Annotated in this window: 8 protein-coding genes; 5 read left to right on the top strand and 3 right to left on the bottom strand. The window is 33.7% G+C overall.

All coding sequences use genetic code 11. The features are described from left to right. Nucleotides 1–595 precede the first annotated feature (595 nt). Genes J2Y38_RS19045 through J2Y38_RS19035 form a run of 3 tightly spaced genes read right to left on the bottom strand, consistent with a single transcriptional unit; the run spans nucleotide 596 to nucleotide 3,523 of the window. A complete protein-coding gene (locus tag J2Y38_RS19045; RefSeq protein ID WP_309845645.1) occupies nucleotides 596–1,000 on the bottom strand; it encodes a response regulator in 405 nt (134 codons plus the stop codon). Further along, nucleotides 985–3,222 (bottom strand): PAS domain S-box protein, encoded by a 2,238-nt coding sequence (locus J2Y38_RS19040; protein WP_309845643.1) that lies wholly within the window; start codon nucleotides 3,220–3,222, stop codon nucleotides 985–987. The genes J2Y38_RS19045 and J2Y38_RS19040 overlap by 16 nt, the downstream gene beginning before the upstream one ends. Nucleotides 3,223–3,253: 31 nt before the next feature. After that, complete coding sequence (locus J2Y38_RS19035; protein ID WP_309846043.1) at nucleotides 3,254–3,523, bottom strand: LytTR family DNA-binding domain-containing protein; 270 nt, start codon at nucleotides 3,521–3,523, stop codon at nucleotides 3,254–3,256. Between the two features lie 1,522 nt (nucleotides 3,524–5,045). Between J2Y38_RS19035 and J2Y38_RS19030 the strand changes: the two genes are divergently transcribed. The 5 genes from J2Y38_RS19030 to J2Y38_RS19010 all read left to right on the top strand — a co-directional run bounded on the left by J2Y38_RS19030 (nucleotide 5,046) and on the right by J2Y38_RS19010 (nucleotide 15,929). Beyond that, the gene (locus J2Y38_RS19030; protein ID WP_309845639.1) at nucleotides 5,046–7,784 is read left to right on the top strand and encodes a substrate-binding domain-containing protein; all 2,739 of its coding nucleotides are present in this window, start codon (nucleotides 5,046–5,048) and stop codon (nucleotides 7,782–7,784) included. 230 nt (nucleotides 7,785–8,014) lie between these two features. Then, nucleotides 8,015–9,373: a sugar porter family MFS transporter gene (locus J2Y38_RS19025; protein WP_309845636.1), complete on the top strand. Its 1,359-nt coding sequence runs from the start codon at nucleotides 8,015–8,017 to the stop codon at nucleotides 9,371–9,373. Beyond that, complete coding sequence (locus J2Y38_RS19020) at nucleotides 9,336–10,952, top strand: glycoside hydrolase family 32 protein (protein WP_309845634.1); 1,617 nt, start codon at nucleotides 9,336–9,338, stop codon at nucleotides 10,950–10,952. The genes J2Y38_RS19025 and J2Y38_RS19020 overlap by 38 nt, the downstream gene beginning before the upstream one ends. 167 nt (nucleotides 10,953–11,119) lie before the next feature. Further along, the gene (locus J2Y38_RS19015; RefSeq protein ID WP_309845631.1) at nucleotides 11,120–14,221 is read left to right on the top strand and encodes a TonB-dependent receptor; all 3,102 of its coding nucleotides are present in this window, start codon (nucleotides 11,120–11,122) and stop codon (nucleotides 14,219–14,221) included. A gap of 16 nt (nucleotides 14,222–14,237) precedes the next feature. Beyond that, nucleotides 14,238–15,929 carry a RagB/SusD family nutrient uptake outer membrane protein gene (locus tag J2Y38_RS19010; RefSeq protein WP_309845629.1) on the top strand — a complete coding sequence of 564 codons (1,692 nt, stop codon included), beginning with the start codon at nucleotides 14,238–14,240 and terminating at the stop codon, nucleotides 15,927–15,929. The last annotated feature ends 2 nt before the right edge of the window (nucleotides 15,930–15,931 follow it).

Here is a 15,931-nt window from a genome sequence, read left to right as displayed (position 1 = left end):
AAAGTCTATTTCTTTTTAAAATGATAACTATCAAATCCGATACCTCCTGTAAATAGTAAAAAAAGCATTGAGTCAATAGGAGCTTTAACTGATTCATCAGGTAAACCTGGGGAAAGTAGATTTGTTGAATGAGGTATTATTGGAATAAGAAAAATGAAATAGAAAGTTAGTTTTTTCATTATTTTGATAACAGTTTATTACGCAAAAAAAAAAATTGACATTTTACAAAGCATTGATTTTAAAAGCTTTTATACAAATTAACTAGAATGCCTTTTAATCTAAAAGGGAGAAGTAATAACTGACAGCTATACGGTATAACCGTTTAATGAAGGAAAACTATAATGCTGAAAATTATAAAAGGAGGAACAAAAACCAGCATAGCTGAGTTTTAAAATTCTGCTAATTTGTTATGCTGAATTTCTGATTTAAATTTTAAGAATTAATATATCAATCTGTTATGGAAGTGGGGCACACTTAAAAACAACAGTTGTAGTAATTATTAAAATCACTGAGATAGTGCCAGCTTAGTGGTGAAGTATAAAATACTGATTTGGTTTGATTGAATTATTGGAAGTAATATTTAAAGTAATTATTCCTAAATAATTCGGTCAAGAAATTCTTTGGTAAGCGGTTTAACATGAAAAGAAACCACATTCTTATTATTGCTTGATCGTGCGATATCTTCATTATCTATTGTTGAGGATACGATGTAGGTTTTGCAATAATTTTTTAAAGTAGTTGATAATGTCTCATACGCTTCCATAAATTCAAATCCGGACATTAAAGGCATGTAGATGTCTACAAAAATGATTTGAGGTAATTTCGAAATATTATCCTGATTCTCCTGCAAATATTTCATTGCTTCTTGTGCCTCCGTATAATGCAGCACATTTTTTCCAAAATTATTCTTAGTGATCATACGCGAGATAATATATAAATCTACGAGATTATCATCAATAATCATTACTGTTTCAAATTTTGGGTCTAGTTCTTTTGACATGGTTTCAAATTTTTTAGTGTGATATTAAATTTGGTTCCAGTCCCTTTTTCTGACTGTACCTCTATAGAGCCCTGCACTATTTCTACGGCATCTTTTACGATATATAAACCAATACCAGAGCCATCTTTGCCCGAAAGACGAAAAAACATTTCAAATATTTTTTTATGAAACTCAGAATCAATTCCTATCCCGTTATCTTCTATTGAAAAATGGAGATTTTCATGATCTGAATATCCCAATATTTTTACAAATCTGTCAGCATTCTCTTTTTTATGGTATTTTATGGCATTGGAAATTAGATTTTTTAGAATGGTTGTAAATCGCAGCCTGTCTGTATAAAAAGGTTTTTGTTCTTGTATTTCAATTTCAAAACGAATTCCTTTTGCTTCTTTCATTCTTTGAAGCGAATCTACTATGTCAAGTATCATTTCTTTCAGCGAAATTTGTTCCACTTCAAGCCCTGTACGGTTATTTCGTGAATAACTTAAAATGTTTTTTATAAAGTCATCCAGACGATTGATACTGATCCGTATCAGTTCGGCATGTTTAAGCGTATCAATTTCCTTGCTTTCTGTTTCAATAAAAGAGATCAGACCAAGAATTGAAGTTAGGGGGGAACGCAGATCGTGTGATACACTGTATACAAATCGATCCAGTTCCGAATTGGTTTTGATGAGTTCCCGATTTCTTTTTTCCAGATTTGTTTCTGCTTTTTTACGATCAGAGATGTCATTAGAGAGAATCAATCTTGCTGCAGTTCCTTCATATACAATATTATGGGCAATAATTTCAACCGGAACAATAGTTCCATCTTTTTTTATATGATTCCATATTCCCCTGTTATAATTTGATTGATTAATATTTGAAGTATCACTCGATTTTATGAAATGGATTTTATCATCATTTGGACGTATGTCCAAAGCAATCATAGAAAGGAATTCTTCACGGCTGTATCCGTATTGCAGAATTGCCATTTTATTTACATCCAGAAATTTAAAAGACACTAAATCGATAATCCACATTGGCATGGGATTGTTGTCAAAAAGATACCGGTATTTTTTTTCACTTTTTCTCAGTTCTTTTTGTGCCAATTTCATTTCTGTAATATCAGAAAGTACAATAACGGCTCCTGTTATCTCACCATCAGTATTGTGAAACGGAACTGGATAAGGCAATACATTGCGTTTATCTCCATTAGGGCGTTCTATAATTATTTCCTTATTGTCCGTACAATTCCATGAATTATACCATACATCTTTTCCTAGTTCAGGCTCTTTGCCCCATAACGCAGCTGCAGCTTTATTATAAAGCACTATTCGTCCTTCAGCATCGCAAGAGTAGGTGGCAACTGGCAATTTATGGATTAGATCTTTATACATTTTTTCGCTTTCTTCAATTTTTTTTCGCGATAGAACCTGCTCTGTTACATCATTGCCAAAAATAAATATTCCGTCAATAGTATTATTAGCATCCCTTCGAGCCTGAAAAATAAAATTTAAGTAAACATCTTTTAGTTTTCCGTTGCTATAACGATCAAATGTTATGAGCATTTCATTAGCTGAAAAGCTTTCACCTGTTTGATATACATTATCTAGAATTTCAAAAATTCCCTGTGTTTCAAGTTCGGGTAAAACATCTTTGACGGCCTTCCCAATAATATCCTTCTTATCAATTAATTGCAGATAAAGTTCATTTGCTAATTCATAAACATGGTCGCGACCAGTTAAAATTCCCATATATGAAGGTGCCTGCGAATATATATTAAAGAATTGCAGTCTTTCTATTTCAATTGCTTTTTCTATATTTTTTTTCTCAGTAATATCTCTGCCTATGCAATAAGATAATTTTTTAACATCATCCCGTACAGCAGACCATTGCAAATAAATAATGCTTGTATTTTTGTGTATGAACTTTTTTTCAAACATAGGTAAGTGTGTCTCGCTTCTAAAATCAATATTTTCATTTATAGGAATATTAGCATCCTCATGAAATATAAAATCACGGCATTTTTTACCAATTAATTCTTCAGGCGTATAGCCTAAAATACGTTCTGAAGCTTTATTTACCCATACAAATCTTCCCTCTTCATCACAAGAGCAAATTAGATCCATGGAAAAATCTAAAATTTTAGCAAGTTCATGTAACGGTTCTTCAAAATAATAAGGAGTATTATTATTTTTCTTTTTTGCCGCATTGTTTTCTGGAATATTATGGGTATTCATTTGCTAATAATTATATTTAACTTATATTATTTTAATCTTTAAGTTTTATAAATTTATTAAAATCATCTTGTCGTCTTTTGGCAACTGGTAAAACTGATCCATTCGAAAGTTCGCAGAAATACCCATCTTTTTTTGAAATTTTAACAATATGACGTAGATTGATAATATAGGAATGATGTATTCTAAAAAAATAATTGTCATCTAAAATTGCACTGTATTCACCCAGATTTCTGCTTGACATTATACTGGTTCCGTTGGGTAGAATAAAAACGGTATACTTTCCATCTGCCTTACAAAAAATTTTTTTTACTTTTATTTATCAATTCAAAAATTTAGTTCTGAAAATCAGATATTAATGCTTTGATTATTAATTGTTTATTGATGTATAGAATATCATATTTTGAAAGATAAATTACAGGAACATTTAGTAATACTTTTATAATTTAGTTGTTAGATTTATCGAAAAGTAATAAATGAACCAATAAGAGTATAAGTGTTTTAAATTGGCGGTTATTTGTGGATCGTTGCTATTTTTAAACTATAATACAGTTAACAAAAACGCCAAAATCTAATGGAATTATTGTGATTCTCAATCCTTCAATAGCGAGGATCCCTGGCTCTTCTAAAGATATTGAGATGATAATTGAGATGTTTTTGTGTTGCCAATTTTGCGTTACTAATGATATGACTGAAAAGACGGACCCTTTATTTTTCTGACATTATTTAATCTCCGTTCTAGTTTAATTACTCTGTTTTATTTTTTATGAAATAGAAATGTTTAAAATAAAGCTGATGCTTTTTTTGGAGTTCTATTTCTTTTGCAAAATAAGATACAGTTAGTGAGATAGTTATAGGATAAAACACTTCATTTATAGGACTATTGTCTCTTTAACAAAAATTTGTAGGTGGTGAAAAAAATAGTGCTAATTGTGATCAACTGGCCATTTGGCTGTGTTGGCCGCGAGTTAATGTGAATATTATAGTTTCTGAAAATATTCTAAAGAAAACTATGGTCAACCGGTTTTTTCTAAAAGCAACAACATTTTATCTATTAGCATGTTTAATTCTCCTTTGATTAATTGTAGATGAATGATGTAACAGCTTGTATAGGTTTTTAAATCTTCGGGCAGTGAATTGTATTTATCTAATCTTTTTACCTAATCCCCAACTTTTGTACATGATCCTTATTTTTTAGTATTTTATGAATGGTTTGAATCCTGTCAAGTTGACCTTAGTGGATTTACAAGCCGATCATATTTATAAGTTAAAGTGGGTTAAATTTTAGAAATAAGACTATTAAAACATATGTATATTTAAATTTATTAAGATGTAATAGCTTTTTACAAAATTCTTGAAAATAAAATTTGGTACTATGTAAAGAGAACGGGTTAGTTTTTTGTAAAATTGTATAATAATTTTGAGATTATTCAAATCAAAATTTGGTCGGATATTAGACTTTTTAAACCGCTTTAATCTAATTAGAAGATAATTATTTATGCATTTTATTGCAATGAGGAGAGCAGGATTGGAACCTTACGCACGGAACCCTCGTATTTCCTGCGTTTGTTGTCTTTTTGACCTCTTTTACCACGATTTTACATTGAACTTTACTGAAATGTTGGCAAAGAAAATTTGTTGATTATAATAATGAGAAAATTATGAGGTGTCATTGTTAAAACTTAAAAGTTTAATTTTATCTTTACAATCATATACGCACTTCTTACTTGTCATAACAAAATAATCCTTCCTAATTATTTTGGCAAGTTACTAGTTTAAGGAGGTATTTTCGAAACTCACTTTCATTTACATAAACTTATAATTTCATGTTTCACACTGTAAAATATATTTTGCTGCTTTTTTTGGCATCATCAACTTTAATTTCCTGCAAACAAAAACTGGACGATAAAATAAAAGTTGGATTTTCTCAGGCTATGACTACAGATGATTGGCGTAAACAAATGAACAGCTCAATGAAGATTGAAGCTTCCTTACGACCAGAAGTAGACTTAACTATAAAAGATGCCAATAACAATATCGATAAACAGATAGAAGATATTGAAAGATTCATATCTAATAAAGTTGATGTTATTATTGTCTCTCCAATTCAATCTAAACCTTTGACTGCAGTTGTAGAAAAATCAATAAAGGCAGGAATTCCTGTTCTTGTTGTTGATCGAAAAATCGAGGGAGAAAGTTATACTGCTTACCTTGGAGCTGATAATATTGAAATTGGAAGAATTGCTGCCCGATATATTATTTCGCATAGTAAAGGGTCAGGTAAGATTATAGAAATTACAGGAGCAAACGGTTCTTCACCAGCATACGAGCGAAGTCTTGGTTTTGAACAGATTATCAATGAAAATAAACATTTCAGAGTCGATAATATTATTCATGGCAATTGGGAAGGAGAATCTGTTAGGGAGCCTTTAAAAACTATTCTTTTGCAAAACCCTGACATCGAATATATTTTTGCCCATAATGATCGTATGGCTTTAAGCGCCTGGGAAACTGCTAAAACTGTTGGATTAGAAAAGAAAATCAAATTTATTGGTGTTGATGGACTAAATTCAGTAAATGGGGGGATAGAATTGGTGAAGAGCGGAGTTTTAGACGGTACAATTCTATATCCGACAGGAGGAAATGAAGCGTTGAAATTGGCCTTAAAAATGTACAATAAAGAAGCAATTGCCAAAAATAATATTCTCAATACAATTGTAATAGACAAGAATAATGCTGAAATTATCGAAAATCAAATGGACAAAGTCGATCAGCAGCAAACAGTTATTGAGTCGCAGCAGGGAGCGATAAAAGTTCAGGAAAGAGAATATGCTTCACAGAACAATCTTGTTCGATTGCTAAGTTTTTTCTTAGTGATTATTTTGAGTTTGACGATTTACAGCATTTATTCAACGATTTCTATTTCAAGAAAGAAAAAACAGCTTGAAAGAATTAATCAAACTGTAATTGATCAGAATAATGAAATTCAGGAAATGGCTAAAATAGCGCAGAGAAGCAACGAAGCAAAATTGAATTTCTTTACAGGACTTTCACATGAATTCAAAACTCCAATAACCTTAATTATGAGTTATGTAGAGTCTTTGATTGAAAACGAAAAAATTAAAGGCACTGCTCTTATCGATGAAGTAAAACTAATCCATAAAAACTCAAATCGACTGCTCAGATTAATAAATCAATTGCTGGATTTTAGAAAAATTGAAGAACAAAAATTTACTTTAAGAGCTTCAAATACTAAAATCTCTGATTTTACCAACGAAGTGATGATTAATTTTAAAGGTGAAGCTGCCCGTAGAAATATCGATTTTCAACTTATATGTAAAAACAGAAATCTAGAGTTATTTATTGATAGGGAGCTCATGGATAAGGTGTATTTTAATTTGCTTTCAAACGCTTTTAAATTTACTCCAGACAATGGAAAAATTAGTATTTCGATTATCGAAAATCACGACAACACAGTTAAAATTAGTTTTAAAGATTCTGGAATTGGGATACCGGAAAATGAATTGTCTAACGTTTTTAATCCTTTTTTCAGGGCTTCAAATAATAATAAAAACAGCTCCGGAATTGGTTTGCATTTGTCTAAAGAGTTTGTGCTTTTGCATCAGGGAACTATCGAGCTAAAATCAAAGCAAGGCAGCGAATTTGTGATTACGTTATTAAAAGGAAACAGTCATTTGCAACCTGGTGAAATTATTCAGAAAGTCGAGGGCCTAATCAGTATTCCGAATTTAATTACCGATAATTTAAACATAGAACCTGATTTAAAAGAATCAAATACGAGTTCAGATGCTGAAAAACATTCGTTGCTAATTATTGAAGACAATGTAGATTTAGTTAATTTTTTAAAAGCTAAACTTTCGAATGAATATGTAGTTTACAATTCTGACGGAAGCGATGCAATTGAAAAAGCGTTGGAAATTATTCCGGATATTATTATCTGCGATATTAATTTGATAGACAAAGATGGTTACGAAATCAGCAAAGAACTAAAGAAAGATCTTCGTTCGTCACATATTCCAATTATAATTCTAACGGCGCAAAGTAATAAAGAATCTGTTTTAAAAGGACTTCAGAGTGGAGTAGACCAGTATTTGACAAAACCTTTTAGCCTTTCAATTCTAAAACAATCTCTATCGAGTTTGCTTTTCAACAGAGAAAAACTACGTTATTATTACACCAATAATATTTACAGAGTTGAACCTGAATCTAAATTTGGAAATCAGGAACAGTCATTTATTACCAAAATGAATGACATTATCAAAAAGAATGTTGAAAATCCAAAGTTTTCAGTTGAGGATTTGGCGGATAAACTTGGGGTTTCGAGAGTTCAGCTGTATAGAAAAGTGAAAGCAATTATCGGAATTAATATTAGCGATCATATTAATAATGTCAAATTAGAGAAAGCAGCAGAGCTTTTGAAGTCAAATGAAATGAATATTTCTGAAATTGCCTACTCGTTAGGTTTCTCTTCTCCAAACTATTTTTCTACAGCTTTTAAGAATAAATTTGGAATTTCTCCTAAAGAATACAAAACGTCAAGCTAATTTGTCTTTGAAATTGTTTCTTTTAAAGTATCAATTTTGAAGGTTATGTAACAAAATCGAAACTACAAGGTTTTCGTAAAAGTTTTTTAATTTGCGTAAAACCTTGTAAATAAAGGCTTTGAGTTTAAAATGCTAAACTATCAATATTTATAGAAATAAATTGTAACATCATTAAAAATAAGTTGTTTTTTTTGCAGATATCTTAGCAACAAGTTTTTAATACATGTACAATGAATAAGATATTGATTTGGTCTGTTACTGCTGCACTGGCAGGTTTTCTTTTCGGTTTTGATACCGTAGTTATTTCTGGAGCTGATAAACAATTACAGCTTCTGTGGCACTCGTCAGATGCCTTTCATGGTTCAATTGTTATGGCAATGGCATTATGGGGAACTGTAGTTGGTGCAATCTTTGGAGGAATCCCAACAAATAAAATAGGACGTAAAAAAACCTTGTTCTGGATTGGGATTTTATATTTCGCTTCAGCAATTGGTGCCGCTTTTGCTAATGATCCGTTTGTTTTTGCTGCTTTCAGATTTATTGGTGGTTTAGGGGTTGGCGCTTCTACTATTGCTGCTCCGGCCTATGTATCAGAAATTGCTCCGGCAGACAAAAGAGGAAGATTGGTAGCTTTGTATCAGTTCAATATTGTATTAGGTATTTTGATTGCTTTTATGTCTAATTACTTTTTAAAAGACATTGGAGAAAATGCATGGAGATGGATGATTGGTGTTCAGGCAATTCCTTCTCTTATCTATATTCTGTTTATTTTGACAATTCCGGAAAGTCCAAGATGGCTTTTGTCGAAAAATCGTGACGAAGATGCTCGTAAAGTTTTATATACCATTGATCCGTCTTCAAATATTTCAGACTTGATAGATGATTCCCGTGAAAACGGTGTTACCAAACACGAAAATATTTTCATGAAGAAATATCGTTTCCCATTGATTCTGGCTTTTTTAATTGCCTTTTTCAATCAGTTTTCAGGAATTAATGCATTTCTATATTATGCGCCAAGAATTTTTGAAGAAGCCGGCTTAGGACAAAATACAGCGTTGTTAAGCAGTATCGGAATTGGAGTTACAAATCTTATTTTCACCTTAATTGGTGTGGCATTAATCGACAAATTAGGAAGAAAGTTGTTAATGTACATTGGTTCTGTTGGGTATATTATTTCACTCGGATTAGTATCGGCTTCTTTCTATTACAATTGGGGAGGTTTATCGGTTCCTATTTTCCTTTTCCTTTTTATTGCTTCACATGCAATTGGTCAGGGTGCGGTCATTTGGGTTTTTATTTCAGAAATTTTCCCGAATCATATTCGTGCATCCGGACAGGCATTTGGAAGTTCAGTACATTGGGTTCTAGCGGCAATTATTCCGTCTTTAATTCCAATGTTATTTTCAGAAATCGGACCCGAAGTTGTATTCCTTATTTTTACATTGATGATGGTGTTGCAACTGTTGTTCGTAATTTTTCTGATGCCGGAAACAAAAGGAATCTCTTTAGAAGCTTTAAGCGAAACACTAACTAAAAAAAATAACCACAAAAATGAAATCAAAGAAACATCTGCCGTTAGCTCTTTATAGTGCTGCCTTACTGTCGATAGTAGGATTAAAACCATCTTCTGCAACTGCACAAACTGCTGCCGTAACTGTATCGAACACAGCGGAAGAACAAATGTATCGACCACATTTTCATTTTACGCCAAAAAAAGGCTGGATGAACGATCCTAACGGAATGTTCTTCGCCAATGGGTATTATCATTTGTTTTACCAGCATTATCCTGATGGAAATAAATGGGGACCAATGCATTGGGGACATGCCATTTCTAAAGATTTAATTAAATGGGAAGAACAGCCAATCGCGCTTTACCCAGATAAGGACAAATATATATTTTCAGGAAGTGCTGTTGTCGACACTCAGAATACATCTGGTTTAGGAACCGGAAAAGCAGCTCCGATTGTTGCAATTTACACGTTGCATGATATGACAAAGGAAAAAGCAGGCAAAATTGATGTGGAACAGCAGGATATTGCTTTTTCTAATGATAACGGTTTTACATGGCAGAAATTTGAGGAAGGAAATCCTGTCGTGAAAAACCCTGGAATTAGAGATTTTAGAGATCCAAAAGTATCTTGGGATGAAACGCACAAACAATGGATTATGGCTTTGGCAGCTCAGGATCGAATTCATTTTTACAAATCATCGAATTTGAAAAACTGGGAATTTGCATCTGAATTTGGAAAAAATATTGGTGCTCATGGCGGTGTTTGGGAATGTCCTGATTTCTTCGAAATAAAAGTTGAAGGTACCAAAGAAAAAAAATGGATTTTAATTGTAAACCTTAATCCGGGCGGACCAAACGGAGGTTCCGGAGTTCAATATTTTGTTGGAGATTTTGACGGAAAAACATTTACAATAGACACTACTTTTGCTGAAAGGGTAAATAACGAAAAAGCAGTCTGGGCAGATTATGGAAAAGATAATTATGCAGGAGTGACCTGGAATAATGTTCCAACTTCAGACGGAAGACGCTTATTTATCGGATGGATGTCAAACTGGGAATATGCACAACAGGTTCCAACAACGACATGGAGAAGCAGTACCACAATTCCGCGCGAATTGAAATTGGTTAAAAAAGAAAACCATTATAATTTGGTTAGCACGCCGGTAAAAGAAATCAATAATTATGTTTCTAAAACCATTAAAACAAAAAGTAAAACCGGAAAAGGAACTTTAAATTTAATTGAAAGCGGAAAAGTAGATTTAACTCAGACAGTTGTTAGTTTAGATTTAAAAAACTTAAAACAGGAAGATTACACTTTTACACTTTCTAATGCAAATGGAGAATCTTTAAGTTTTGGTTTAAACAATAAAGAAAATTACTTATTTATTGATCGTTCTAAAGCTGGTATAACTGATTTCTCAGATAAGTTTGCTTTACCAGTAAGCAAAGCATTTTTGGAAGGAAGCCAAAAAAGTGCCGCTTTTAAAATTATTCTGGATAAAACCTCAATCGAAATATTCTACAATAATGGCGAAAAAGTAATGACGGAAATCTTTTTCCTAAACAAACCATTTTCAGCCCTTACTATTTCTTCAAAGCAGAAAATAGAAATAAAAAATGGGATTATTCAAGTATTGGACATCAATAAAAAGCAATAAGAAAATTGAATAGAATTTTTCTAATTCAATCCAAAAACAAATCGTACAACCGTAAGAAGGATAATCTCTTTCAGGCTAGTTACATCTATTTGCAAAATAAAAAACTGCCAGGGAATGACAGTAAAACATAACTAACTATTAAAATAACCTTAATCAAACCAAAATTTATGAGAAATAAGATTTTATATTTTCTATTTTTCTTTTTTCCAATGCTCATGATGGCACAGGAAAACGGAATAAAAGGAACGGTAATTTCGTCTGATGACGGAATGCCGCTTCCTGGAGCGACAGTAATTATTTCAGGAACAAATACCAGTTCGGTCACCGATTTTGATGGGAATTTTTCCTTCCCAAATGTTGCTCCAGATGCTGTACTTGTAGTTTCCTTTATAGGATATGCTCCACAATCTATTCCTGTTAAAGGTCAAAAAATGATCAATGTAACTTTAAAAGTAGATAACAACCAGCTAAATGAAGTTGTCGTAACAGGATACTCTAAACAAAAGAAAACAGATATCACAGGCGCAGTTGCCGTTGTAAACATGAAGGAAGTCATGAAACAGCCAGAGCCAAACCCGATCAAAGCTTTACAAGGAAGAATTGCAGGAGTAAAAGTATCGTCGGATGGTTCGCCAAGCGGTGGAAATACAAAAGTGGTCATCCGTGGTGTTGGAACTTTAAACAACACAGATCCACTTTATGTAATTGACGGAATGCCGACAAAATCCGGAATGCATGAACTGAATCCTAATGATATCGAAACGATTCAGGTTCTGAAAGATGCTTCTTCAGCAAGTATTTACGGTTCCAGAGCTTCAAACGGTGTCATTATCATTACAACCAAAAAAGGAAAAGAGGGTAAAATGAGAATCAATTTCAGTACCTATGCTTCCTTTTCTGATTATTCAAGAAAGCTAGATGTACTAAATGCAAACCAATTTGGGCAGGCGCTTTGGCAGGCCAATATCAACGACGGATTAAATCCGAATAATAACAATTTGCGTTATCAATTTGACTGGTCGGTTAATAACAACAAACCGCAATTGAACAAAGTTTTGGTTCCGGAATATCTTGATGCGCAACAAACCATTAAAGCTTCAAATACAGATTGGTATGATGCAATTTCTCAAACTGGAGTTGCCAATTCTTATGATTTGTCTGTATCGAATGCTTCTGATAAAGGAAATTATGTTTTCTCGCTGGGTTATTATGGAAATGAAGGTGTTGTAAAAACAACAGATTTCGAAAGAATTTCTGCGAGAATGAACAGTTCTTATAAATATTTTGATGGCAAATTAGTTATCGGAGAAAACTTCAGTTTAAACCGTACGAACGAAGTAACAGATCCGGGCGTTTTAGATCCTGCTCTTAGAGCTTTACCAATTATTCCGGTGCACACAGTTGACGGAATTGGTTGGGGAGGACCGGTTGGAGGTATGAACGACAGACAAAATCCGGTTCGTCTTTTAGAATATAATAAAGACAACAAATACGATTATTTGCGCCTTTTTGGTAACGCTTACGCGGATTTGGAAATCATTAAAAATCTGCATATCAAAACCAGTTTCGGAATGGATTATGGTTTTTACAAAAAACGCACGTTACAAAGAAGCTATAAATCAGGTTATTTGCAAAATGATCAAACGTCTGTTACAATCGACCAATCGATCAGCGACAAATGGACTTGGACGAATACAGCAATTTATAGCTTAAACTTTGGAAAAAGCAATCTGAATTTGATGGCGGGAACGGAGATGTATAAAGATACTTATGATACAAACACGTTGCGTAAAAATGACTTTTTGATCGAAACGCCAGATTATATGTATCCTGATGCAGGAACAGGCGAATCGTTTACCAGCGGAACTTCTACTGTATATTCTTTGCTTTCTTATTTTGGAAAAGCAGATTACGAGTTTGACAATCGTTATCTGGTTTCGGCTACAATTCGTCGTGATGGTTCTTCTCGTTTTGGAAAAAACAATCAATTCGGGACATTTCCGGCAGTTTCTGCAGGATGGAGAATCAGCAATGAAAATTTCATTAAAAACAACGCCCCTGTTTTTTCTGACTTAAAATTAAGAGCAGGCTGGGGACAAACCGGTAATCAGGAAATAAGTAATACAGCAGTTTATTCGCTTTATCTGGCAAGTTACGCAGGCGGAAGCCCAACTTGGGCAACTTCTTTTGGAACAGCCTATGACATTGCAGGAAATGGAAACGGATTGCTTCCGTCTGGTTTTATCGCAACGCAATCAGGAAATGATGATTTGAAATGGGAAACGACCACACAGACCAACATTGGTTTGGACTTTGGTTTATTCAAACAAAAATTAAGCGGATCTATAGATTATTATATCAAAAAAACAGATGATATTTTGGTATTGCCGCCTTATTTAGGAGTTATTGGCGAAGGAGGAAACCGTTGGGTAAACGGTGCTTCTATGGAAAACAAAGGTTGGGAGTTTTCTTTAGGCTATCATGATGAAACTTCATTTGGATTGAAATATGATATTTCCGGAAACATTTCGGCAAACAAAAATAAGATTACACAATTGCCGGATGAAGTAAAAAACAACTACGGAGGCGACGGACTGGATGATAATATTTTAGGACGTCCAATTAATTCGATGTACGGATATGTTACTGACGGATTGTTTACAAGTCAGGATCAGATAGACAACTCTGCAATTCAGGAAGGAAAAGGACTTGGTAGAATTCGTTACAAAGACTTAAATGGCGACGGAACAATTACGGATAAAGACCGCACGTGGATCGGAAATCCAAATCCGGGATTGCTGTACGGAATCAATTTAAACTTGTCTTATAAAAACTTTGATTTTACCACTTTCTGGGAAGGCGCAAATGACGTCGATGTAATTAACAATACAAAATATCAGACTGATTTTTGGAGTGTTGATGATGTTGGATCAAATAAAGGAACACGTTTGCTGAATGCCTGGTCTTTGGATAATCCAAATTCAACTATTCCGGCACTGACAACGGTTGACAGAAATGCGGAGTCAAGATTTTCAACTTATTATGTAGAAAACGGAAGTTATCTAAAACTGAGAGTTTTACAGTTTGGCTACAGTCTGCCAAAAGATTTATTGAAAAAACTAAGCATGGAAAGTTTCAGGTTTTATATAAGCGGTCAAAATTTATTGATTCTTGATGCTAAAAGCTTTACGGGAGTTGATCCGGAAAATGCAGGTTTTGGATATCCTCAGCCGACAACTTTTACTGCTGGTCTTAATTTTACTTTATAATAAAAGATTAAAAAAAATGAAAAAAATACTATATATAGCAGGATTTGCAGTGATGGGTTTCTTCGCTTCCTGTTCCGATTTTTTAGAAAATGATCCGCGTGGTGTGTTGTCTGAAGAAGATATTGTAACACCGCAGTCGGTTGAAGGATTTATGAATGCGGCTTATGCACAGTTAGGCAATGATCATTACGATTCTCCTTACAGTTTATGGCCGTTTGGTAATGTTCGTTCAGATGATGCCTACAAAGGCGGAAGCGGTACAAATGACATTCAGGATTTTCACTTTTTTGAAGTTTCAAATAACATCCGACCGGATTTTGCAGAATTAGACAATTTCTGGTACATCAGTTATGTTGGGGTTTCAAGAGCTAATAAAGCCTTAAAGGCACTGGAACAGCTCTCAGAAGCTGATTATCCGCTGAAAAAAACACGAATGGCTGAAATGCGTTTCCTGAGAGGACATTTTTATTTTATGCTGAAAATTATGTTTAGGAATGTACCATATATCACAGAAGAGATTCCAGTAGAGGAGTACAAAACCATTTCGAACAAAGTGTTTTCAAACGAAGAACTTTGGAATAAAATTGCTGAAGATTTTCAGGCTGCAGCCGAAAATTTACCCGACGCACAACCACAAGTAGGACGTGCCACTAAAAAAGCGGCTTATGCGTATTTGGCAAAAACAAGATTGTACCAGGCGTATACACAGGATGAAACATTCAAAGTTACAGGTATAAACCAGCAGCATTTGCAGGAAGTAATTGCGGCAACAGATAACGTAATTGGAAAAGCTTCTTTAGAACCTGACTTTGCCAACAACTTCTTACCGGGAACATACGAAAACGGAGCAGAATCTATTTTCTCAATTCAGTTTTCTGATAATGATGGAACGCTTTACGGAAGATTGAATTTTTCAGATGTTCTTTCTACGCCACAAGGTTTAGGTTGTTGCGATTTTCATAAACCAAGTCAAAACTTGGTGAATGCTTTTAAAACAGGAGCAAATGGTTTGCCTGAGTTTGACACGTACAACAACGAAGATTTTGATTATAAAAATATAGATGCAAATACAGTTGATCCTAGATTGTATCATACCGTTGCAATGCCAGGTCTGCCTTACAAATATGATCCAGAATTTCTATATGTTGAAGCTTGGGTACGCTCTCCAGGAACGTATGGTTATTTTGCTTCATTAAAAGAAAACGTTGCTCCAAATTGCAGCTGTGTTGTAAATATTGATCCGTTTTACGGAAATTCAAAAAACAGAATTCAGATTCGTTATGCTGATGTGATTTTGATGCGTGCCGAAGCTTTGATTGAATTAGGAAGACAATCTGAAGCTTTACCGTTAATTAATGAAATCAGAGAAAGAGCAGCGCAAAGTACAGGACGATTACCTTATGTGAGTAACTTCAAAATCAATACTTATGTGGATGGAAGCAACTGCAACTGGACACAGGATTTTGCCCGTAAAGCTTTGCGTTGGGAACGTCGTTTAGAATTGGCAATGGAAGGAAGCCGATTCTTTGACCTTGTCCGTTGGGGAATTACAGATCAGGTGATGAATGATTTTTATGCTAAAGAAAAAACAAAACGTACTTATTATCAGGATGCTTTTTTTGATGCGCATAAAGAAGAATATTGCCCAATTCCGTTGAAGCAAATTAATTTCAGTCAGGGATTGTACAAACAGAATCCAGGTTATTAATC

It is taken from the genome of Flavobacterium sp. 2755, from assembly GCF_031455715.1.
GTDB lineage: Bacteria > Bacteroidota > Bacteroidia > Flavobacteriales > Flavobacteriaceae > Flavobacterium.
The sequence above is the reverse complement of the archived record's forward strand: the minus strand, read 5'-3'. Positions and strand labels throughout refer to the sequence as shown.